The following is a 21,370-nucleotide window of genomic DNA, read 5'->3' as shown; positions in this document are numbered from 1 at the left end:
AAAATTGAATTAAAATTAAGTAATGATATACTAAAGTATTAATATTATGTATGTGAGGTTATTCAATGAATGGTTTAGAAAAGTATTTTGAAAAATTATTATGGGGTTCTCGTTATATGGTTTTAGTAGCTGTTATTTCTTCATTATTATTGTCATTATTACTTTTTGTGATTACTGCAGTTGATGTATTTGCTTTATTGGTTCATATTTTTGATTATATAATAGCCACACCAGAGATTAGAAAGGTGTTAAAGATTGAATTGGTTGCACATACAGTAGGTTCGATTGATGGGTTTTTGTTAGCAACTATTTTATTAATTTTTTCGTTAGGTTTGTATGAACTTTTTATTAGTGATATTGATGAGGCTAAGGATAGCGATCAATCATCTAAGGTTTTGGTGATTAATTCGTTAGATGATTTAAAATCTAAGCTTGCTAAAGTAATACTTATGATTTTAGTGGTTACTTTTTTTGAAGTTTCTTTGTTAATGTCATTTGATTCATCGTTAGATTTGGTTTATTTTTCTTTAGGGATTTTAATGGTTTCATTGGCTTTGTATTTTGGTTCTAAATCTTCACATTAATTTTTATAAAATTGATTTTTATAATTAAATGGCGTAACATTATTTCTTTTTTAAAAGAAAATTAATTATGCGTCAAGTAATCATAGTAGGTAACTGGAAAATGAATGCTTCTAAAGAAGCAACTAATATATTAGTAATGGAGATTTTATCTGGTATGGTAGATGTTAAATCTAAGGTAATTGTTTGTGTGCCTTTTCCTTATATGGCACAGGTTGAAGCATTAGTTGGTTGTTCGCAACTAAATTTAGGAGCACAAGATTTAAATCTTAATAAATCAGGCGCTTTTACAGGTGAAGTTAGTGTTGATATGATTAAAGATTTTGGTGCTCGATATGTTATTGTGGGTCATTCAGAACGCAGAAGTCTTTATTTTGAAAATAATGAGATTGTTGCACAAAAAGTGCAAGTTGCATTGAATAGCAATTTAACTCCGCTTTTGTGTATTGGGGAACTATTAGAAGATAGAGATTCTGGCAAGACTCAGGAAGTAGTTTCAGAACAAATTCAAGCTGTAATTGATTTGGTTGGTATTAATGCGTTTAAAAATATTATTATTGCTTATGAACCAGTTTGGGCAATTGGTACCGGTATTACTGCAACACCTCATCAAGCACAAGATATACATGCTTTTATTCGTTCAATGCTTGCCAAACATGATGATAATATTTCACAAATTACTCCGATTATTTATGGCGGTAGTATGAATCCTAGAAATGCAGCTGAATTAATGGATTGTAGAGATATTGATGGAGGTTTAATTGGGGGTGCTTCACTTAAAGCTCAAGATTTCTTACAAATTTGTAAGGCTAGTTAATGATGTCTTTTCAATTTATTTTGATTATTCATATGTTTTTAGCACTAAGTTTAATTGTTTTAATTTTAATGCAACATGGTAAAGGTGCTGATGCAGGTGCTGCTTTTGGTTCGGGTGTTTCTGGTTCGGTTTTTGGTGTACGAGGTGCAAATTCATTTCTTTATAAGTTAATTACTGGTTTATCTTTGGGCTTTTTTTTAACTAGTTTGACGTTAGCTTATTTGGCGACTCATGATAGTAGTGTTGGTAATAAGTCAATAAGTATTATGGAACAAATAACAACAGGAAAACTGGTAGCGCCTGATATTCCTACGGTTATTCCTATTTTAAATAAGTTAGATACTATTGATATTCCAAATTATTAATATAATTGATTTTCATATGGCCGGTGTGGCGGAATTGGTAGACGTGCTACCTTGAGGGGGTAGTAAGCTATGCTTGTGCCGGTTCGAGTCCGGCCATCGGCACCATGTTTAATATAGCAATATACTATTTTAGTAATAGTAATTAAGATAAATATTAGATAAGATAATAATATATTGTAAAAATAATGTAGATAAATTTTAATGTTAAGGTGAAAAAAGTATTAATAATTTTACGTTTAGTACTTATAAGATTAAAAATCTATTATTAATTGATGAAATATTGTTTTTTAACGATGTATCATTGTTTAAATTATTAGTTAATTTGAGTAATTATATTAGAAGTTTAAAAGTAGTAATCCTATTTGTTGATTTTAATATTAATACAGATTAAGACTACTAATATAAATGTTGAATAATATAATTCAGTACTTATTAAGTATATAAGAAATTTTAAAGCTTATGATTTAAGCCTATATTTTATCAAAATTTATATTGATAAAATATATCTAATAAGATAGTATATATTAAAATTGTTAATTTTAATAATTTGGTTAGATTTTTTTTGAAAATTTTATAATTAAGTGATTGATTGAATCAACTACAATAGTATGAGTGAATATGGTTAATATCTTATTTTAATAGTTTACGGCTAAAAAAGAATTCCAATAAGGATATTTTACTTTAATCAATCTTTAGATTTTAAAGTTATTATTAGTAATTTTATAAAATTTATGTAAGCAGGTGTATCGATAAAGGGTATTGATTGATTACATAAGTGTATATTTGATAATATTTGTAGATATTAAACACAATGATATAATTCTTTTTAAGTATACGATGATTGATTAGGTATTTTTATGAAGAAATTTAACTGGTTATTATTTTTTCTATTAATAATATTTAATGAATCATTTGCATTTTTGGGTGGTAATTATGGGATCTCAAATTATAATAATAAAGTAAAATATCCTTATTGGAATTCTTTAAGTTTTGTGAAATATTATAATATTGTAAGAAACCAAAATATTTGGTTAAATAGTATAAATTTTAGAATTAAAAATAGTGTTAAGCCTAGTAATTGGTTGGTATTAACTGATTTTTCTTTTACTTTTAAAAAAAATAAAATTTCACAATCTAATTTTATTATGAATAATAACACTAGTGAATATCAGAAAAATTTTTTCGAATCAATGAATACAACCTATAATGATTTAAGTTATATGTTGTTTCCTGCAGCAGTCTCTACCTTAAAGATTGAGAATCAATAGGATTAATACAATCTTATTTTGTTTTATTATTTATAAATTTAGTTATTTATTGTTAAGAGCTATTATTAATTCAGAAAGATATTGGAGAAATAGTTAAAATTTTAGATACTTGCATGAGTTGGTTATTTTGTTAAAAAGTTACTTAAGAATATTTTTAGGTGGTTAGTTCTTAAAAAGACTAAGCTTACTGATTTGTAATTAGTTTTTTTATAATTTTATTTTTAATGTAAAATATTACTCTTTTATAGAGTATATGAGATTATTGTTAATTTGATGTTTTAAGATTATGATACTTAGAATTTTTTTACAGTACTTAATGTGATTAACTAAGGGATTATTTTGTTAATTCTATATCAATTTAGTTTTCTAGTTGCTTTTTTAAAAATATATATTAGAATATTATTGACTTATAATATATTTATCGTATAATATTTCCATCAAGACTATGAGGTTTGATACTTAAACCCCTCTTAAAAAATAAGAGAGTTAATACTTTTAAATTTGGAGATTAATATGAGAAAGATAATTGTTATTTTTACTTTGGTAGCTGTTACATCAGTATCAGCTAGTTTTTTTAATAATAGCTCAAATAATAATGGTTACGGTTATGGTAGTGGTAGTGATTTAAATAATTGGGGTCCAGTGAATAGTGGTTCAAATATAGGTCCTTTTAACGGCGCTAATAATTGGGGACCTTTTGATGGTAGTTCTAATTTGGGACCTTTTAACGGTGTTAATAATTGGGGACCTTTTTCGAATAATAAAAACATGAACAATGATTCTGATTGGGGGTTCCATTATAATAATAATAATAAAATTAAAAATGTCTCTAATGCAAGTGTTGATGGAAAATATGAAGGTATTACCAATGCTAACGTTGAAGCACAAGTAGATGTATATGCTAAAGCACAAGTAGATGCATATGCTAAGGGGTATGCAGATGCTAAAGCTAATGCAACTGCTGATAGTCGTGATCAAGTGATTTCTAAGTAAAATTATTTTTTCCTTGTTGGGGTTTGTGCTTCTTGGTTAAGTTTAGTGTTTAAGGAATACAAAAGAATACTATAAATAGTATTCTTTTGTATTTACATATGGAGGAAATTTGTTTAATAAATAGTAGACATAGAAGATTGATTAAAAGAGTTTCTAAGTTAATGGATTATATTTATGGATAACTAATAAATTAGTAATATTAGTGTTACTAATATGATTATATTAATGTCTATTAAAGATATTTTATGATTTGTTATTTACTAATAAATAACATTATTGAAAAAATGATTTTGTTAAAGTTAAGATAAAGAATATTTATTCATCTTTATTTGTTTAAAATAAATTAATCGTAATCGTAAATATTTTGATCAGGTAAGTACTATTTTTTTGAAAAAAACAGAAATTAATATTTTGGTAAATAAGGTTAATAAGTACTGATTTTAAACTAGTGCTACAACCTCATCAACAAAGTTTTTTTCTTTTTTTTCAATGCCTTCACCAACTTCAAATCGTACAAAAAACTCCACTTGTGTATTGTTTAATTGCATAAGTTTTCCTATTGTTATGTCATGGTCTTTTATAAAAGGTTGACCATAAAGTGTTACCTCGTTAACAAATTTTTTCATACGACCAATAATCATTTTTTCAATAATGTTATTTGGTTTTCCAGATTTTTTGCTTTGTTCAATAAAAATTGTTTTCTCTCTTTCTAAGAGATCTGATGATAATTCTGCTTCAGTAATACATTTTGGTTTGGTAGCAGCAATATGCATTGCAATGTCTTTTGCAAGTGTTTCATCTCCATTTTTTAAAATTGTAACTACAGCAATACGATCCCTATGTTTATATGTACCAATAATACTATTATCCGTTTTGATTGTTTGTACACGTCTGATTGTAATATTTTCACCTACTTTTGCAATAATTTCTTCACGTGCTTTTTTTATTGAGTCTCCGTTGTTTAGTGGTTGAGATAAAAATTCTTCAATATTAGCAGGTGTTGTTTTCAGTGCTAACATTCCTAACATATTAACAAAGCCAATAAAAGCATCACTTTTGGTAACAAAATCAGTTTCAGAATTAACTTCTAAAATAGTAACTGTCTTTTTATTAGCGCTAATGTTAATCTTGACTAAGCCTTCAATTGTAATACGATCTGATTTTTTAGCGGCTTTGGTAGTACTTGAAGTGCGCATTAAATCAATAGCTTTTTCTATATTACCATTGGTTGCGTTTAAGGCTTTTTTACAATCCATCATGCCTGCTCCTATTCTTTGTCTTAATTTTTTAACTAAAGAGGCTGTAATTTTCATAATTAATCTCCTGTTTTTGCTGTATCTTTTAAGATATAACAATATATTGGTATAATTTGTTGTTTAGTCTTAGTATTTGTTTGAACTGTTAATAGTTGTATTTTTCTTTGTTTTAGTAGAAACAATTAAATTAGTCTTTTATTTTATTTAAGAGTTGTTAAATTTATCTTCTTAGATTTGTATTTTTCATAGGTGTGTTAGTAGCTTTTTTTACTAGTATTTGTTCAACAGATACTTTTTTAATGTTTGGTTTTTGAGTTTCTGATTTTTTAATTGAAACTTTTTTATCCATAGGCAAGCTGTAAGTAGCCTTGGTTTCTAAAATAGTGTTTGCAATTTCTCTTGCATAGAAACCAATTGCTCTGATGGAGTCATCATTACCAGGGATAACATAATCAATACCTTCAGGGTTATGGTTGGTATCTACAATACCAATAATTGGTAAGTGTAGTTTCTTAGCCTCTGCTACTGCATTTTTTTCAATTCCAGTATCAATTACAAAGACAACATCTGGAATACTTCCTAAATCTTTAATACCTCCCAGGCTACGTTCTAATTTTTTCATTTCACGCCTCATTATGAGTGCTTCTTTTTTGCCAAATTGATTAAAGTTTTCTTCTGCTAAAAATTCTAGATCTTTTAGGCGTTTAATAGAGGCTTTTATGGTTTTATAGTTAGTCATCATACCGCCTAACCAACGGTGATTGACGTATGGCATGCCACAACGTATAGCTTCTTGTTTGATAATGTTGCTTGCTGCTCTTTTTGTACCTACAAACAAGATAGATCTACCAGCTTTTACAGTTTTGCTTATAAAGTTAAGCACATCATTAAACATAGGAAGTGTTTTTTCTAGGTTGATAATATGTATACCATTACGAGTACCATAAATAAAGCGCTTCATTTTGGGGTGCCAGAAACGAGCACGGTGTCCAAAGTGTACACCAGTTTCTAGCATTTTTTTCATTGAGGTTTTTGCCATTATATTTTCTCCAAGAGAGGTTAGAGTTAGTAAAGCGCTTATTGACACCTTCTTTTAAAACTTCTACTAGTCAATTTTTTTACAAGACTCCTGAATGTCAGTTATGTGGTACATTAAAATAAATTTGGTGTCTTTACTTTTGAGCTTAGAGTCATATAACCATAAACTAAACTTTTAAATCTATTGGTATTTGTAGGTATAAATAGATTTAATCTAAAAATGTATTATACCAAGGTTAGGTTAACTCTTCAAGTTAATTAAACTTCAACAAGTTTCATGCGCATTGCATCTATGGTTACTTTGTAATTATCGGTTTTAAAGATTGCAGAGCCAGCAACAAATGTGTCTGCACCAGCTTTGGATACTTCATGAATGTTATTAATTTTTATACCGCCATCAACCTCTAAACGAATGTTTCTACCACTTGCATCAATTAGTTTTCTGACTTTACGACATTTTTCTAATGTATGAGGAATAAAGGATTGTCCACCAAAGCCAGGATTGACAGACATCAATAAAATTATGTCTAGTTTACTCATGACGTTTTCTAGTACGTGTATTGGTGTTGCAGGATTGAATACTAGGCCAGCTTTACAACCTCCTTCCTGGATCATACCTAATGTTCTATCAATATGTTCTGATGCTTCTGGGTGAAAAGTAATATATGACGCACCAGCTTTTATGAAATTAGGGATAATGTTATCAACTGGTTTAACCATTAAGTGGATATCAATTGGTGCATTAACGCCATGATTTTTAAGTGCTTCACATACCAAAGGACCGATGGTTAAATTTGGTACATAGTGATTGTCCATTACGTCAAAGTGGATGATATCAGCACCATCTTTAAGTACATTATCAACTTCTTCACCTAGCCTGGAAAAGTCTGCTGAAAGAATTGAAGGGGCAATAAAATTAGCTTGTTTCATGAGTCTCCTTGAGAGATTAATCTTGTTATTTTACTTAAATGTTAATAAACTATTTCCAGTCATTTCATCTGGTTTTTCAATATCCATCATTGCCAATAATGTTGGTGCAATGTCTGACAATGCACCTTTCCCTGGTTTCACAATATCTGCTTTTCGATTGCTAACAAAAATTAAAGGTACTGGATTATTGGTGTGTGCTGTATGTATTTCATTTGTTTGTGGGTTAATCATTTGTTCTGCATTGCCATGATCAGCAGTGATTAGCATTTCACCACCAATAGCAAACATAGCTTTGTAAATAATACCTAAGCAAGTATCAACGGCTTCAACAGCTTTAATAGTGGCGTCTAGTTTGCCAGAATGCCCTACCATATCAGTGTTAGCAAAATTGCAAATAATTAGATCATATTTTTGGCTTTCAATATTTTCAACCAATGCATCAGTGAGCTCAAATGCACTCATTTCAGGTTGTAAGTCATAAGTAGCTACATCAGGTGAAGGAATTAACACACGTTCTTCACCGTTAAAAGCTTGTTCTATGCCACCGTTGAGAAAAAAGGTTACATGTGCATATTTTTCAGTTTCGGCAATTCTAAGTTGGGTCATACCTAAATTTGATAAATATTTTCCTAGAACATTATTTAGTTTAGAAGACGGATAAGCTATTGGTAGGTTAAAGTCTTTTTTGTACTCAGTTAGACAAACAAATTGTGTCGGGACGAATGTTCCACGTGAAAACCCTTGAAAAGCTTCATCAGTAAAAGCACATGTAATTTGTCTAGCACGATCTGCACGGTAATTCATAAGAATTAACACATCACCTTTTTTTATTGAGGTTGGTGCTTTAATTGAGGTTGATTGGATAAACTCATCAGTTTCACCACGTGCGTATGCTAATTCTATAGCGTTTAAAGCAGACTTAGCTAAAAACTTTGCTTTACCTTTTGCTATAAGCTCATAAGCGCAACGTATACGTGACCAACGATTGTCTCGGTCCATTGAAAAGTATCGACCAATAAGACTAACAATTTCTCCCGTATTAAGCTCTTTTATTTTATTTTCAAGTTTTTTAATGTATTTTTTTGCACTTTTTTGTGCACAATCTCTACCGTCTGTAAATATATGTAAATAAACGTTTTTACAACCTTGTCTATGTGTCATTTCTAACATGGCGTGGATTTGTTCTTCGTGTGAGTGTACGCCACCATCAGATAAGAGTCCCATAATGTGAATAGCTTTATTGTTATCATTTGCGTATTCTAACGAGTTTCTTAGAATTGGATTTCTAAAGAAATCTCCATTTTGAAGTTCGTTATAAATTCGAGTAAAATCTTGTTTTACAATACGTCCTGCACCTAGGTTAAGATGCCCAACTTCTGAATTTCCCATTTGTTTTCCAGGTAGGCCAACATCTTTGCCACTGGTATGAATTAAAGAATGTGGGAAGGTTTGATTTAATTTATCCCAAACCGATGTATTTGCTAGTGCAATAGCATTATTTTTGGTTGTTTTAGAATAACCCCAGCCATCTAGAATTAACAATAGTTTTGTTTGTTTTTTAGATTTCATTAGTTTAATATTAAATAAGTTTATATATTATACAGAAAGTGTATAATATCACCATCTTGAACGATATATTCTTTTCCTTCTGAACGTAAATTTCCAGCTTCTTTTGCACCTTTTTCACCGTTAAATTCAATAAAATCAGAAAATGCGATGGTTTGTGCGCGAATAAAGCCTTTTTCAAGATCACTATGAATTTTGCTAGCAGCTTGTGGAGCTTTATCACCAATGTTAATTGTCCAAGCTCGTACTTCTTGAGCACCAGCAGTAAAATATGTTTGTAATCCTAATAATTTATATCCTGCTTTAATTAATTTATCTAGTCCTGATTTACTTTGTCCCATTTCAGATAGAAATTCTTGTTTTTCATTTTTGTCTAATTCTGAAATTTCATCTTCTGTTTTAGCACAAATTGTGACAACTTGTGTATTTTCTTTGTTAGATAATTTTTCTATTATCTTTAAATAAGGATTATCAGTAAAACCTACTTCGCTTACATTAGCAACGTATAAATTTGGTTTAATGGTAAGTAATTGAAAGCCTTTTAGTAATTTTAATTCTTCTTTATCAAATGAGAGCGTACGTATACTATTGCCATTGTTAAGCACAGATAAGATTTTTGTCAATATATTTTTAAGAGGGATATCATCTTTTTGACCAGATTTGGTGTTTTTGATGGATTTTTTATATAGTTTTTCAACTACATTCAAATCAGCTAAAATAAGTTCGGTGTTGATAATTTCAATATCATCAAGCGGTGAAACTTTTCCTGATACGTGAATAATATCATCATTATCAAAAGCACGAACAACGTGGATAATGGCATCTGTTTCACGTATATTGGTTAAAAATTGATTGCCCAGTCCCTCACCTTTTGAAGCACCTTTAACTAATCCAGCAATATCAACAAATTCTATTGTAGCAGGTATAATTTTTTTAGGGTTAATAATTTTTGCTAATTTATCTAAGCGTGTATCATTAATAGGCACAATACGAATATTTGGTTCAATTGTACAAAAAGGATAGTTGATAGATTCAATATTAGATTGAGTTAATGCGTTGAATAAGGTTGACTTTCCAATATTTGGTAGACCAATTATGCCACATTTAAATCCCATTTTATGACTCCTCTAGATTATTTCTTTTTTTTGTAAAATTTTTATGACTTTATCCAAGTTATTTTTAATTACATCTTCAATCACTTGTAACGAATCATTCAAAGCATTTTGTATTTTTTCTAATTCGTCCTTATTTGGTGTGTTTAGCACAAAATCAACTATTTGTAATTTATTACCTGGATGACCTATGCCAATTCTTAGCCTGTGAAATTCTTTAGTTTCTAATATTTTAATAGTGTTTCTTAAGCCGTTATGCCCACCATGACCACCACCTGATTTAATTTTGGCAATACCAGGTTTGATGTTTAGTTCATCGTGTACGATTAATATTTCATTAGCATTAATTTGATAAAAATTAGCAATACTTTGAATTGATTGACCAGAACAATTCATAAATGTAGTAGGTTTGAGTAATTGAATTTTGTGATTAAATATATTAATCTGGGTGACTTCACCAAAGAATTTAGCTCTTTTTTTAAAATTTCCAGCGTATAGTTTAGCTAAAGCGTCACAAAACCAAAATCCAACATTATGACGATGATATTTATAGTTTTTGCCTGGGTTACCAAGGCCAACAATTAGTTTTATCGTCATGTTTTGATAAATTATGAATTTGATTTATCTTTGTTGGTTTCACTATCTTTAGTAATTTTATTTTTACTATCTTCAGCTTTAACAATGATATTTTCTTCAATTTCAGCCATCTTTCTAGGCTCTTGAATTATAGCAATACTTTGGTTGTTAGTTTCAATATCACCGTGTGTTAATGCGGTAATAACTACACCTTTTGGTATATTAATATCTGTCAAGTTAATATGTTCACCTATTGCAAGATGACTGATATCTACATTGACGCTGTGAGGTAAGTTTGTTGGTAAGCAAGAAATTTCAATGGAAGTCATAAATTGATTAAGAACTGCACCTAGACGCATTGCCTTATTATTTTCCTCGCCGTTAAATTGTATAGGGATACTGGCGATAATAGATTGTTTTAAATTAATACGTAAGAAGTCAATATGAGTGATGCTATTTTTAGCGGGGTGGCGTTGTAAATTTTTAATAATTACTGCTTCTTTTTTTTTGTTAACTATTAGGTTAAGTACTGAAGTATAAGATTCCTCATTTTCTAATAGGTGAGTAATTTCAAAAATATCTAAGGTTATCTTGCTTGGTGGTTTGCCAGTACCATAAACAATAGCAGGAATTTTATTATTTCTACGTAGACGACGGCTCGCACTTTTACCTTGGTAATTTCTTGTTAAAGCGTTAATTGTTAGATTCATATTGATACTCCAAAAAATAAAAAAACACCGTAATTGGCGAAGTCATATAAAAAGATATATTTTGTGATCAAATATATTTATATCAAGAAAATATTTTACCTGAAAATCTTACTAAAAGTAAAATAACAAATTTTTATGTTGAGTTGTAGGAATTTCTTATATACTTTGGAACCAAAATATTAAAGCAATGATACTACTAAATAAACTTGGAAGCCAAAATGTATTAACTGCTAAAATACCGCTAAGGATGGTCATAGAGCCAGCTAAAATAGCTGAAGTTTGTTTGTTTTCGTTGTCTTTAAGTTGGTTAACAATAATATTGGTTTGTTGTACATAAAGATGTTTTATATCTTTTATATGGTTTAATTGTTTAATTGCATTAATAGTCATGGATGGTAGTTCTGGGATGTCTTTTAGTAGTTGAGGAGTTTGATCTTTTATTCTTTCAAAGGTGTGTTTTATACTATATTTTTCTTTAACTAAATCTTCTAAAAATGGTTTTGCGGTTGTCCATAAGTTGAGTTTGGGATATAGTTGTCTACCAAGTCCTTCAATGTTTAGTAAAGTTTTATCTAATAATAACAGTTGTGGCTGAATAGTGATGTCAAAATTTTTGGCTTCTTGAATAAGTTCAAGCAATACTTGACCAAAAGATATTTCACCTAAGGGTTTTTCAAACATTGGTTCACAAATTCTTTGAACTGCAGTTTCAAAGGAAAGTATGTTTGTTGTTGAACTTATCCAGCCAGAATCAATATATATTTGTGCTACTTTTTTATAATCTTGGTTGAAAAACGCTATGAAAATATCTGCCAAGAAATCTTTATCGGCCTTAGTTAGCGTACCCATGATACCAAAATCAACTCCCATATATTGCCCATTAGTATTAACAAAAATATTACCAGGATGCATATCAGCATGGAAAAAATTGTGTTTAAAAACTTGAGTAAAGAAAATAATCACACCTTCTTCTGCTAGTTGTTTCATGTCAATATTATTGGCTTTTAGTTGTTCAATGTCATTAACTGGAATACCATGAATTCGTTCGATTGTTAGAATATTCTTATTACATAAGTTCGGGTAAATTTTTGGAATGTAAAGTAGGCTGGAGTTTTTAAAATTCTTGCCAATTGTTAAACAGTTATTGGCCTCAATACGCATATCTAATTCATTTAGAATAATGTTTTCAAACTCTGCTACTACTTCTATAGGACGTAGTTTTTTACTAAGTTGATGTTTGTTAAATAACATTGCTAAGGTGTACATTAATTTAATATCATGTTGGATGACCTTGTTGATACCTGGTCTGACAACTTTAATTACCACTTCATTATCATCATTTGTTAGCGCAGTATGTATTTGTGCAATTGATGCTGAGGCTAGAGGTTTAATATCAAAACGTTTAAATAAATTTTCAGTGGATGCGCCGAGTGATTGTTCAATAATTTTTTTAGCTTTTATTGGGTCAAACGAAGGACAGTTATTTTGTAGTTTTGCTAATTCATCTCCAATATCTTTTGGTATCAAGTCACGTCTAGTGGAAAGAGTTTGTCCAAATTTGATAAATATAGGTCCTAATTCTTCTAACGCTAATCGAATTCTTTGACCTCGTGTGTATTTTTTAACGGGAAAGTAATGCCAAGGAATTAGATATATTAAGGGCTTAAAACTTTTTAGTAGTGGTGTTGATAGAACTAAAGAATCAAGACGATAGCGCATTAAAACACGAGAAATCTTAATAAATCTTAGAAAGCTATACATAGTATAGGGCCAACTGTTTTACGTTTGTGTCGTTTTGTTTTGATTTTATTGATCGACAGAGTAGATAGTTTATTCTTAATTATTTCAAGCGAATTTATTTGTTGTATATTAACTTTTTGGGTTTTTATCGTTAGTTTTGCTAGTTTATGAGAAACTATGTATCTTGTGTGTTTTGAGATCATTTCTCTAAAGTTAATATTAACATCTTTTAATAGATTAATCAATAGTTTAGTAGTTTTAACATCACTATGAATGTTAATTTTAACTTGTTTACTTAATTGTGTTAAACATTCACATTTAAGTAATGATATTAACATTATAGATTTTAGTTTAATATTGACATTTATGGGCTTGTTAGTAGCAGATAAGATAAATATTTGATTGTTGGTGTATATAAAATGTAAGTTCAACGGTAAATTTTGTAAAGAAAAATCAATTATTTTTTTGTTGAGGATATGAATATTAACTTCATTGTTAGTAATTAAGCGATTTAATGTTCTTTTAATTATGGCAGTTTTTTTATGCCAAAAAAGTTGCATTGTCTTTTATGCTTTGATGCCTTTATGCAAGGCAACAATACCACTTGATAGATTGTGATATTCGCAAAAGTCAAATCCAGCATTTAGTACCATGTTCTTAAGAGTTTTTTGGTTTGGATGTTTGCGGATTGATTCAGATAAGTACTGGTATGAGGTTTTATCGTTAGCAATAATATTACCAAGTTTTGGTATAATTTTGAATGAATAAAAGTCGTATATTTTTTTTATTAATACAGAATTTGTTGTAGAAAATTCTAAAATTAACAAACAACCGTTAGGTTTTAAAATACGATACATTTCTTCAAGCGCCTGGTCTTTATTAGTTACGTTTCTAAGGCCAAAGGCAATGCTGACACAATCAAACGTGTTATTTTTAAAAGGTAGGTATTGCGCGTTTAGTTGTATAAACTCAACACCAAAGATACCTTTATTAGTTAATTTTTTTCGACCCTCGTGCAGCATGGTAGTGTTAATATCGCTGAGTATAACTTGTCCATTATTGCCAACTTGTCGTTTAAATTCCATGGTTAAATCACCTGTACCACCAGCAATATCAAGTACTTTGTCACCCATTTTAATATTACCTGAAGAGATTGCATAATGCTTCCAAAGTCTGTGTGTACCAAAAGATAATATATCATTCATTAAATCATACTTGCCTGCAACAGAGTTAAAGACATCTTTTACTAAACTTTGTTTGTCATTTGTAGCCACCTGCCTAAATCCAAAATGTGTAGTATTTTCCATGATTATTTTTTAGGATAATTTCTAAAATCAGCCCCTGTATAGATTTGTGTGGGTCTAAAAATACGGTTGTGTCTAACTTGTTCGTGCCAATGAGCTGTCCATCCACTCGAGCGAGCCATAGCAAATATAGGTGTGAAGTGTGTTTGTGGAATTTTGAAAATTTCGGCATATACAATTCCTGAGTAAAAATCTACATTTGGATAAATACCTTTATTTGATAGCAACTCTTCACAAACTATTTCTACCTCTAGTGCGGTCTCAAAGCGTTTAGAAAAATGCATATTAGATTTTTTGATATAGGATTCAATCATGTTTTGTAAAATATTTGCGCGAGGGTCTTTAACGCTGTATTCTCTATGTCCCATACCCCAAATGATTTGTTTATTTTTTAGGCGATTCTCAATATAAATACGTGCATTTTTGGCATCGCCAATCTCGTCTAACATTTTAAGCACATCTTCATTTGCACCACCATGTAAAGAACCTGCTAAAGTTCCAACTGCAGCTGAAATTGAGGCAAATGGATTGGCAAGTGTAGAGGCGGTTACCATGGCGGAAAAAGTTGAGGCGTTAATCGTATGTTCTGCATGTAAAATTAAGCAAGCATCAAAAAGCTTAACAATATTATTATCAGGTTCTTCTCCAGACGACATATATAAAAAGTTTTTTGCATATGACATTCCTTTACTAGGTGGAATAGGATTATAACCAGCACTAATACGTGTCCACATTGCCACCAGAGTACTCATGTTAGAAATAATTTTAGTTAGCGCACTTTGTGTGCAAATAGAATCGGGATTTTGTGCATCTGCATCAGGATAGAATGTTGCCATAGCGGCAATGGCGGTTTGTAAAACATTCATTGGATGTCCAGTGGATGGTAAAGACCACATCATAGAGTGGATATTACGTTTTACTTCATAGCGTTTATGTAAAACATCTTTAAAGTTGTCTAATCTGTTTTTGTCTGGTAATTCTCCATCTCGGAGTAGCATAGAAACTTCTTCAAAAGAAGCGTGTTTGACTAAATCCTCAATTGAGTAGCCACGATAAGTTAAAATACCATTTTTCCCATCAATGGAAGAGATGGAGGATTCTGTTGCAGGAACTCCTGCTAAGCCGGGGATATATTTAATCATAATTTATACAGAGAAAGATGAGCCACAACCACAAGTAGTTCTAGCATTTGGGTTGTGAATAATAAAACGTGCGCCTTGTAAGTCTTCCAAGTAATCAACAGTTGCGCCAATTAAGTATTGATAGCTCATAGGATCAACCACTAATTGCACGCCATTATTTGTAACACCTGAGTCACCTTCTTTACGTTTTTCATCAAAAGTAAAACCATAGGAAAATCCAGAACAGCCTCCACCTGTGATGTAAACACGTAAATACAGGTTATTATTTTGTTCTTCTTTAATTAGTGTTGATACTTTTGTAGCTGCATTATCACTAAAAATGATATCTGCTTTTTCTAAAACTTGTTTTATTTCCATGTTATTTCCTTATGGTAGTAAGCCAATCTGTTCCAATCCTAATCCTTCATCAAGTCCAAACATAAGATTCATGTTTTGTATAGCTTGTCCTGAGGCACCCTTAATGATATTATCAATAACTGACATAATGATAAGTTTATTATTCGATTTTTGAATACCAATATGGCAATTATTTGTACCCTTAACTGATTTTGTTTGTGGATAAACATTAGTTGGTAATATATGAATAAATCTGTTGTTTTGGTAGTGTTTTTCAAATAATTTTTGTATGTTGACATCCTTTGTTAAATCAACGTAAATGCTAGCAAGCATACCTCTAGTCATAGGTACTAAATGTGGGGTAAAGAAAAAATTTACTTCTTTGCCAGCGATGTCGGTTAACACTTGTTGCGTTTCAGGTTTATGACGATGTTGATTAACATTATAAGGTTTTAAAGATTCGTTTATTTCGCAAAAAAGTGTGGAAATATTAGCACTTCTTCCTGCGCCGCTAACACCTGATTTGCAATCAGCAATAATACTTTTTGTGTCAATTACATTTGTTTCAAGCAAAGGCTTGAGCGCTAGAATAATTGCGGTTGGATAGCACCCAGGATTGGCAATTAAGGTGGCGTTTTTGATTTGTGAGTTATAAACTTCAGGTAAGCCATAAACAGCATCTTTTAATAAATCATCTTGTGTATGTGTTATGCCATACCATTTACTCCATTCAGTGCTATTTTTAATGCGAAAATCAGCACCTAAGTCAATTATTTTAATGTCTTTGTTTAAGAATTTACTAACGCTATTCATGGCTACTCCATGTGGGGTGGCAAAGAAAATAATGTCACATTCAAATAATTTTTTTTCATTTGGATTGATAAAGTCAAGATCAATGTAGCTTATTAGACTAGGAAATTCTTTAATAACGGATTTACTAGCATTTATTCTTGAACATAGTGCGATAATCTTTGCATTTGGGTGGTTGTGTAGAAGACGTATAAGCTCTAGTCCTGTGTATCCAGTAGAACCAATAATGCCTACTTTGATCATATTAAAGAATTTTCCAGCATTTTCTCAAGATAGTGGATGTTTATACTACCCTTTTGAAAGATTTTATCATTTATGATTCTTTTTTGTAAGGCAATATTGGTTTTAATACCATCAATTACCATTTCATCAAGTGCATTTTGCATTTTAATAATAGCACTTAGTCTAGTATCAGAAAAAGTAATTAGTTTACCAATCATAGAGTCGTAATATGGAGGCACAACATAACCGTTATATACATGAGAGTCAACACGTACACCCAATCCCCCAGCTATATGGTATTGGGTGATCTTTCCTGGTGAGGGCATGAAATTATTAGGGTCTTCGGCGTTAATACGACATTCAATAGCATGACCTTTAATGTGCACTTCATTTTGTTTGAATGATAGTATTTGCCCGTCAGCAATGCGTATTTGTTCACGCACAATGTCAATACCAGTAATCATTTCGGTAACAGGATGCTCTACCTGGATTCGGGTATTCATTTCAATAAAATAGAATTCATTATTTTCAAATAAAAACTCAAATGTACCAGCACCACGATAACTAATGGCTTTACAAGCATCTGTACAAGCACTAGTAATTCTATCTCGTAATCTTGGTGTGATGTCAGGTGCTGGTGCTTCTTCTACGACTTTTTGGTGGCGTCTTTGCATTGAGCAGTCACGTTCACCTAAATGAATGGCGTTACCGTATTCGTCAGCTAATATTTGAATTTCAATATGTCTAGGTTTAGTTAAAAATTTCTCTATGTATACTTTGCAGTTGCCAAAAAAGTTAAGCGCTTCTGTTTTGGTTACTTCAATTGATTCAATTAGGTCAGCTTCTTTTTCAACCACACGCATACCACGTCCTCCGCCTCCGTTAGAGGCTTTGATTATAATTGGAAAGCCAATATCACGTGCAAGTTTGGTGTTTTGAGTGTCGTCTTCAGTCAAACTTCCATTTGATCCAGGAATACAAGGCATTCCAGATCTTTGCATGGCATTAATGGCAGCAACTTTATCGCCCATTGTGCGGATATTATCAGCACGCGGTCCGATAAAAATAAACCCACTTTCTTCAACACGTTGTGCAAAATCTGCGTTTTCAGATAAGAAGCCATAACCAGGATGAATTGCATCAGCATGAGTAACTTCTGCTGCAGCAATCAGTGCTGGGATGTTTAAATAGCTGTCTTTTGATGGATGCGGACCAATACATACAGCCTCGTCAGATAAGCGAACATGCTTAAGATCTTTATCTGCTGTTGAATAAACAGCGACAGTCTTAATGCCTAGCTCTTTACAAGTTCTTAAAATTCTAAGCGCAATTTCACCCCGATTAGCGATTAGAACCTTATTAATTTTGTTCATTGATGTCATTGAATGATTACTAGTGTTTGACTGAATTCAACTGCATCACCATCTGTGCATAATATTTCAGTTACTGTTCCAGATTGATCTGCTTCGATTTGGTTCATAATTTTCATTGCTTCAACAATACAGATTGTATCACCTTGGTTGACATGTTGACCAATTTTAACAAAAGCATCAGAATTAGGTGATGCTGCGCTATAGAAAGTACCAACCATAGGTGAGGTAATTGGATGGCCATCTATTGTTGTGGATATATTATTTTCAGACGGAGTTACTCCAGTAGTTTCTATTGGAGTAACTACTGGAGTTGTAATTGCTACTGGAGGTGCTATTGTAGAATTTCTATAGCGTGAGATACGCAGAGATTCTTCGCCCTCAACAATTTCAATTTCACTCATGCTAGATTGTTCTAGTAATTCCATTAATTTTTTTACTTTACGAATGTCCATTTACAACCTCTCTAATTGTTGAATATGTTGAATTGCAGCTTGTAGTGCGAATTCATAGCCTTTTGGGCCAAAGCCTGAAATAATTCCTTGTGCGATATCTGAAAAATAAGATTGTTTGCGAAAATTTTCACGCTTATATATATTAGATAAGTGAACTTCACTAAATTCAATACCTACAGCAAGTATAGCATCACGTAAAGCAATTGATGTGTGTGTAAAAGCTGCAGGATTGATAATTATATATTGAACTCCGTTATCGGCAGCATTGTGAATATATTTAATCAGCCTTGCTTCTGAATTATTTTGATGGTGTTCAAATGTGAGACCAACATTATTTGCTATTTTTGTAAGATTACTGGTAATGTCATCCAATGTTTGTGTGCCGTAATAGTCAGGTTCACGAGAGCCAAGCAGATTAAGGTTAGGTCCGTTTAATAAAAGAACATCCATTTATTCAGATAAGCAAGATAAAAATAAAGATAATTTTACCATCAATATTATGTAATATTGTAAGTTCTGACAGCGTTTTCGCTTGTTTTATTTAATTTTTTTAAGATGACTAAGAAAGTTTTGTGCGTTGATTTCTCCAATAATTCTTTGTGAACGATTTTCAATACCATTTTTGAAAAATAAAATAGCAGGGGGTCCAACAATGTTGAATCGTTTCATTAAGGCTTTATCATTGATATTATTTTCAGTCACATCAGCTTGGAGTGCAATAACGTTAGACATCTTATTGACTATATTGGCATTGGAAAATATAAAGAGTTCAAGTTCTTTACAAGAGATACACCAATTAGCATAAAAATCTAACATAACAATTTGGTTATTGTTTTTAGCTTGTGCTAAAACTTGTTCTAAGTCGCTTATAGATTTAATTTGCTTAAATTTTAAATGGTCTGATTCAGCTCCTACATTTGATGCTCCCCAGCTAGATAGTGGTTGTAACATATCACCACCTCCACGTGCTACTAATATCCAAAGTAAAATACCATAGCCTAGTATAATTAATCCTAAAGCTTTAAAAATACGTTGCCAAGGTTTTGAGGTATTTGTTTGTGTGTTTAATGTACCCATTGCAATTGGTGATATTGTAATAAGCATTGCCCATAAGATAAGTGAAGTAAGGGGTGAGATAATTCTATCGAGTAGATAAATTGCTGCAGCTAACATTAAAATACCAAAGACGTACTTAACATTTTCCATCCAACCATCTGCTTTAGGTAACTTGCTTACGCCTGTACCAACTACAATGAGTAGTGAACCCATGCCTAAACTCATTATAAACAGTGATATCCCACCTAATAATGCATCACCAGTTTGTCCAATATAAATTAATGCACCTGCTAGCGGTGGTGTAACACAAGGCCCAATAATAAGTGCTGATAAAAAACCCATAATAGCTACACTAATTAGATGCCCTCCTTCTTGGTTATTATTAATTTTTGTAATTTTTTCTTGTAAACTGGTAGGTAATTGAATTTCATAATAGCCGAACATAGAAAATGCTAAAGTAACAAAGATCACACTAAAAATAGACAGAACCCAAGGAGCTTGGAATAATACTTGTAAATTTTCACCAAAATAACCTGCAAATACACCCACGATTGAGTAGGCGATGCTCATGGATAATACAAATACAATGGACATAATTAACGCTTTTTTAGTACTGACTTTTTCTTTTTGACCAACAATAATGCCTGATAGGATTGGAATCATTGGAAATACGCAAGGAGTTAATGATAACAATAAGCCAAAACTAAAGAAACTTGTTAATATTAACAATATGTTTTCTTGTTGAAATAATGCAGTAATTTGATCAGTTTTGTTCAATTCAATCTGAATAATATTAGGTGTGTATATTGATTTTTTTTCAGATAAAGAATTAATTTTAGGATTGTTTGTTTGAGAAGGCAACATAATATTGACGGTTTTTTCTTGTGGAGAAAAACAAACACCACCTTCCCAGCATCCTTGATATTTAATGATAAGAGTAATTAATTTAGTATTAATATCAGTGAGTGGAATTTCAATTTCTAATACATCTTTGTGGACCTCAGTTTTACCAAGAAACTTGTCGTTTTTAATTTTACCTTTTGAGATTACAATATTGCCAAATTTTGCTCCTTTAATGTCAAATAAAAATTTATTATGATATAAATAATATTCTTGATGAATATCCCATTTAGCTAGTAGTGTATTGTCATTAATTGCTATCACTGAAAACTTAAATGCATTATTTACAGACAAAGGCTTATCAGAAGTTGGTATGCTGCTTTTAACAAGTGATTGTATTTTGTTAGTTACTTGTGATAAGAGATTAAATGAATTATTATCTAAGGAAGTCGAATGTATTGAACTAATGTCAAGTACAACTGATTTAGTAATAGGAGGGTAACACACACCCAAATCAGAACAACCTTGATAGTTAACGGTTAATAAAATAGATTTAGCCCTACCTTTAAGGATAGGCACAACCACTATGGTATTATCACGATAAATCCCAATTTTTCCAAAAAATTCATCATTTCTAATCTTTGTTTTTGGAAACTTAGCTTTGCCTAGTTGTGCTGAAAAATTAGCAGAAATCTTAATTTTTTCTTTATAAAGAAAATAATTTTTCTTAATTTTCCAATTAAGTAATATTTTGTTATTAACTACTTCAGCTTTAAAGATGAATGCTTTGTTTACTGGCAATAAATCATTTTCTACTTGTGCTAATAAAAATGTGGATAATATTAAAATTAAGGATAGTAGTAAACGTTTCATGTTTCTTTTA

21 protein-coding genes and 1 tRNA gene are annotated in these 21,370 nt (G+C 30.9%); 6 read left to right on the top strand and 16 right to left on the bottom strand.

Annotated features, from left to right (window positions below):
* Positions 1-65 precede the first annotated feature (65 nt).
* From HUW60_RS04935 to HUW60_RS04915, 6 genes are all read left to right on the top strand, one after another.
* Positions 66-584, top strand: a complete 519-nt coding sequence (locus HUW60_RS04935; protein WP_190600413.1) for a YqhA family protein — start codon at positions 66-68, stop codon at positions 582-584.
* A gap of 67 nt (positions 585-651) precedes the next feature.
* Positions 652-1,398 (top strand): triose-phosphate isomerase, encoded by a 747-nt coding sequence (gene tpiA, locus HUW60_RS04930; protein WP_190600412.1) that lies wholly within the window; start codon positions 652-654, stop codon positions 1,396-1,398.
* A gap of 2 nt (positions 1,399-1,400) precedes the next feature.
* Positions 1,401-1,763 carry a preprotein translocase subunit SecG gene (secG, locus tag HUW60_RS04925; protein ID WP_190600411.1) on the top strand — a complete coding sequence of 121 codons (363 nt, stop codon included), beginning with the start codon at positions 1,401-1,403 and terminating at the stop codon, positions 1,761-1,763.
* A gap of 19 nt (positions 1,764-1,782) precedes the next feature.
* A tRNA-Leu gene (locus tag HUW60_RS04920) sits at positions 1,783-1,868 on the top strand.
* Between the two features lie 1,040 nt (positions 1,869-2,908).
* Positions 2,909-3,031, top strand: coding sequence for a hypothetical protein (locus HUW60_RS05040; protein ID WP_255501576.1), 123 nt, complete (start codon positions 2,909-2,911; stop codon positions 3,029-3,031).
* A 513-nt stretch (positions 3,032-3,544) separates the two neighbouring features.
* Positions 3,545-4,024, top strand: coding sequence for a hypothetical protein (locus HUW60_RS04915; protein ID WP_190600410.1), 480 nt, complete (start codon positions 3,545-3,547; stop codon positions 4,022-4,024).
* A 440-nt stretch (positions 4,025-4,464) separates the two neighbouring features.
* Here the strand turns inward: HUW60_RS04915 and tsf are convergent, their stop codons facing one another.
* The 16 genes from tsf to dsbD all read right to left on the bottom strand — a co-directional run bounded on the left by tsf (position 4,465) and on the right by dsbD (position 21,360).
* Positions 4,465-5,337, bottom strand: a complete 873-nt coding sequence (gene tsf / locus HUW60_RS04910) for a translation elongation factor Ts (protein WP_190600409.1) — start codon at positions 5,335-5,337, stop codon at positions 4,465-4,467.
* Positions 5,338-5,500: 163 nt separating this feature from the next.
* Positions 5,501-6,319: a 30S ribosomal protein S2 gene (rpsB, locus tag HUW60_RS04905; RefSeq protein ID WP_190600408.1), complete on the bottom strand. Its 819-nt coding sequence runs from the start codon at positions 6,317-6,319 to the stop codon at positions 5,501-5,503.
* 257 nt (positions 6,320-6,576) lie between these two features.
* Entirely contained in the window at positions 6,577-7,248 is a 672-nt protein-coding gene (rpe, locus tag HUW60_RS04900; protein WP_190600407.1) for a ribulose-phosphate 3-epimerase, read from the bottom strand.
* Between the two features lie 30 nt (positions 7,249-7,278).
* Positions 7,279-8,817 carry a 2,3-bisphosphoglycerate-independent phosphoglycerate mutase gene (gene gpmI / locus HUW60_RS04895; protein WP_190600406.1) on the bottom strand — a complete coding sequence of 513 codons (1,539 nt, stop codon included), beginning with the start codon at positions 8,815-8,817 and terminating at the stop codon, positions 7,279-7,281.
* A gap of 20 nt (positions 8,818-8,837) precedes the next feature.
* Positions 8,838-9,929 (bottom strand): redox-regulated ATPase YchF, encoded by a 1,092-nt coding sequence (gene ychF / locus HUW60_RS04890; protein WP_190600405.1) that lies wholly within the window; start codon positions 9,927-9,929, stop codon positions 8,838-8,840.
* Between the two features lie 12 nt (positions 9,930-9,941).
* On the bottom strand, positions 9,942-10,523 hold the full coding sequence (pth, locus tag HUW60_RS04885) for an aminoacyl-tRNA hydrolase (RefSeq protein WP_190600404.1): 582 nt from the start codon (positions 10,521-10,523) through the stop codon (positions 9,942-9,944).
* An 11-nt stretch (positions 10,524-10,534) separates the two neighbouring features.
* Positions 10,535-11,212 carry a 50S ribosomal protein L25/general stress protein Ctc gene (locus tag HUW60_RS04880; RefSeq protein WP_190600403.1) on the bottom strand — a complete coding sequence of 226 codons (678 nt, stop codon included), beginning with the start codon at positions 11,210-11,212 and terminating at the stop codon, positions 10,535-10,537.
* 156 nt (positions 11,213-11,368) lie between these two features.
* Positions 11,369-12,973, bottom strand: coding sequence for a 2-polyprenylphenol 6-hydroxylase (gene ubiB / locus HUW60_RS04875; protein WP_190600402.1), 1,605 nt, complete (start codon positions 12,971-12,973; stop codon positions 11,369-11,371).
* A 545-nt stretch (positions 12,974-13,518) separates the two neighbouring features.
* Positions 13,519-14,259, bottom strand: coding sequence for a bifunctional demethylmenaquinone methyltransferase/2-methoxy-6-polyprenyl-1,4-benzoquinol methylase UbiE (ubiE, locus tag HUW60_RS04870; protein ID WP_190600401.1), 741 nt, complete (start codon positions 14,257-14,259; stop codon positions 13,519-13,521).
* Between the two features lie 2 nt (positions 14,260-14,261).
* Positions 14,262-15,398: a citrate synthase gene (locus tag HUW60_RS04865; protein WP_190600400.1), complete on the bottom strand. Its 1,137-nt coding sequence runs from the start codon at positions 15,396-15,398 to the stop codon at positions 14,262-14,264.
* 3 nt (positions 15,399-15,401) lie between these two features.
* Positions 15,402-15,755: an iron-sulfur cluster insertion protein ErpA gene (erpA, locus tag HUW60_RS04860; protein ID WP_190600399.1), complete on the bottom strand. Its 354-nt coding sequence runs from the start codon at positions 15,753-15,755 to the stop codon at positions 15,402-15,404.
* Between the two features lie 9 nt (positions 15,756-15,764).
* Positions 15,765-16,787, bottom strand: a complete 1,023-nt coding sequence (argC, locus tag HUW60_RS04855) for an N-acetyl-gamma-glutamyl-phosphate reductase (RefSeq protein ID WP_190600398.1) — start codon at positions 16,785-16,787, stop codon at positions 15,765-15,767.
* Positions 16,784-18,139 carry an acetyl-CoA carboxylase biotin carboxylase subunit gene (gene accC, locus HUW60_RS04850; RefSeq protein WP_190600889.1) on the bottom strand — a complete coding sequence of 452 codons (1,356 nt, stop codon included), beginning with the start codon at positions 18,137-18,139 and terminating at the stop codon, positions 16,784-16,786. Before accC ends, argC begins: the two co-directional genes overlap by 4 nt.
* Before the next feature lie 5 nt (positions 18,140-18,144).
* Complete coding sequence (gene accB, locus HUW60_RS04845; protein WP_190600397.1) at positions 18,145-18,591, bottom strand: acetyl-CoA carboxylase biotin carboxyl carrier protein; 447 nt, start codon at positions 18,589-18,591, stop codon at positions 18,145-18,147.
* Positions 18,592-19,041, bottom strand: a complete 450-nt coding sequence (aroQ, locus tag HUW60_RS04840; RefSeq protein ID WP_190600396.1) for a type II 3-dehydroquinate dehydratase — start codon at positions 19,039-19,041, stop codon at positions 18,592-18,594. It abuts the gene before it with no gap.
* 87 nt (positions 19,042-19,128) lie between these two features.
* A complete protein-coding gene (dsbD, locus tag HUW60_RS04835) occupies positions 19,129-21,360 on the bottom strand; it encodes a protein-disulfide reductase DsbD (protein ID WP_190600395.1) in 2,232 nt (743 codons plus the stop codon).
* Positions 21,361-21,370: the final 10 nt, after the last annotated feature.

This window comes from Candidatus Vesicomyosocius sp. SY067_SCS001 (assembly GCF_014706615.1).
GTDB lineage: Bacteria > Pseudomonadota > Gammaproteobacteria > PS1 > Pseudothioglobaceae > Ruthia.
Note: the sequence above shows the minus strand (reverse complement) of the source record. Positions and strands in the feature narration are given on the sequence as shown.

What these genes read in the sequence shown, in the direction of transcription:
- HUW60_RS04915 (WP_190600410.1), top strand. Translation starts at nt 3,545, where the DNA reads ATGAGAAAGATAATTGTTATTTTTACTTTGGTAGCTGTTACATCAGTA.
- gpmI (WP_190600406.1), bottom strand. Translation starts at nt 8,817, where the DNA reads ATGAAATCTAAAAAACAAACAAAACTATTGTTAATTCTAGATGGCTGG.
- rpe (WP_190600407.1), bottom strand. Translation starts at nt 7,248, where the DNA reads ATGAAACAAGCTAATTTTATTGCCCCTTCAATTCTTTCAGCAGACTTT.
- aroQ (WP_190600396.1), bottom strand. Translation starts at nt 19,041, where the DNA reads ATGGATGTTCTTTTATTAAACGGACCTAACCTTAATCTGCTTGGCTCT.
- pth (WP_190600404.1), bottom strand. Translation starts at nt 10,523, where the DNA reads ATGACGATAAAACTAATTGTTGGCCTTGGTAACCCAGGCAAAAACTAT.
- ubiB (WP_190600402.1), bottom strand. Translation starts at nt 12,973, where the DNA reads ATGTATAGCTTTCTAAGATTTATTAAGATTTCTCGTGTTTTAATGCGC.
- tpiA (WP_190600412.1), top strand. Translation starts at nt 652, where the DNA reads ATGCGTCAAGTAATCATAGTAGGTAACTGGAAAATGAATGCTTCTAAA.
- ychF (WP_190600405.1), bottom strand. Translation starts at nt 9,929, where the DNA reads ATGGGATTTAAATGTGGCATAATTGGTCTACCAAATATTGGAAAGTCA.
- accC (WP_190600889.1), bottom strand. Translation starts at nt 18,139, where the DNA reads ATGAACAAAATTAATAAGGTTCTAATCGCTAATCGGGGTGAAATTGCG.
- ubiE (WP_190600401.1), bottom strand. Translation starts at nt 14,259, where the DNA reads ATGGAAAATACTACACATTTTGGATTTAGGCAGGTGGCTACAAATGAC.
- HUW60_RS05040 (WP_255501576.1), top strand. Translation starts at nt 2,909, where the DNA reads ATGAATAATAACACTAGTGAATATCAGAAAAATTTTTTCGAATCAATG.
- dsbD (WP_190600395.1), bottom strand. Translation starts at nt 21,360, where the DNA reads ATGAAACGTTTACTACTATCCTTAATTTTAATATTATCCACATTTTTA.
- rpsB (WP_190600408.1), bottom strand. Translation starts at nt 6,319, where the DNA reads ATGGCAAAAACCTCAATGAAAAAAATGCTAGAAACTGGTGTACACTTT.
- secG (WP_190600411.1), top strand. Translation starts at nt 1,401, where the DNA reads ATGTCTTTTCAATTTATTTTGATTATTCATATGTTTTTAGCACTAAGT.
- argC (WP_190600398.1), bottom strand. Translation starts at nt 16,787, where the DNA reads ATGATCAAAGTAGGCATTATTGGTTCTACTGGATACACAGGACTAGAG.
- HUW60_RS04865 (WP_190600400.1), bottom strand. Translation starts at nt 15,398, where the DNA reads ATGATTAAATATATCCCCGGCTTAGCAGGAGTTCCTGCAACAGAATCC.
- HUW60_RS04935 (WP_190600413.1), top strand. Translation starts at nt 66, where the DNA reads ATGAATGGTTTAGAAAAGTATTTTGAAAAATTATTATGGGGTTCTCGT.
- HUW60_RS04880 (WP_190600403.1), bottom strand. Translation starts at nt 11,212, where the DNA reads ATGAATCTAACAATTAACGCTTTAACAAGAAATTACCAAGGTAAAAGT.
- erpA (WP_190600399.1), bottom strand. Translation starts at nt 15,755, where the DNA reads ATGGAAATAAAACAAGTTTTAGAAAAAGCAGATATCATTTTTAGTGAT.
- tsf (WP_190600409.1), bottom strand. Translation starts at nt 5,337, where the DNA reads ATGAAAATTACAGCCTCTTTAGTTAAAAAATTAAGACAAAGAATAGGA.
- accB (WP_190600397.1), bottom strand. Translation starts at nt 18,591, where the DNA reads ATGGACATTCGTAAAGTAAAAAAATTAATGGAATTACTAGAACAATCT.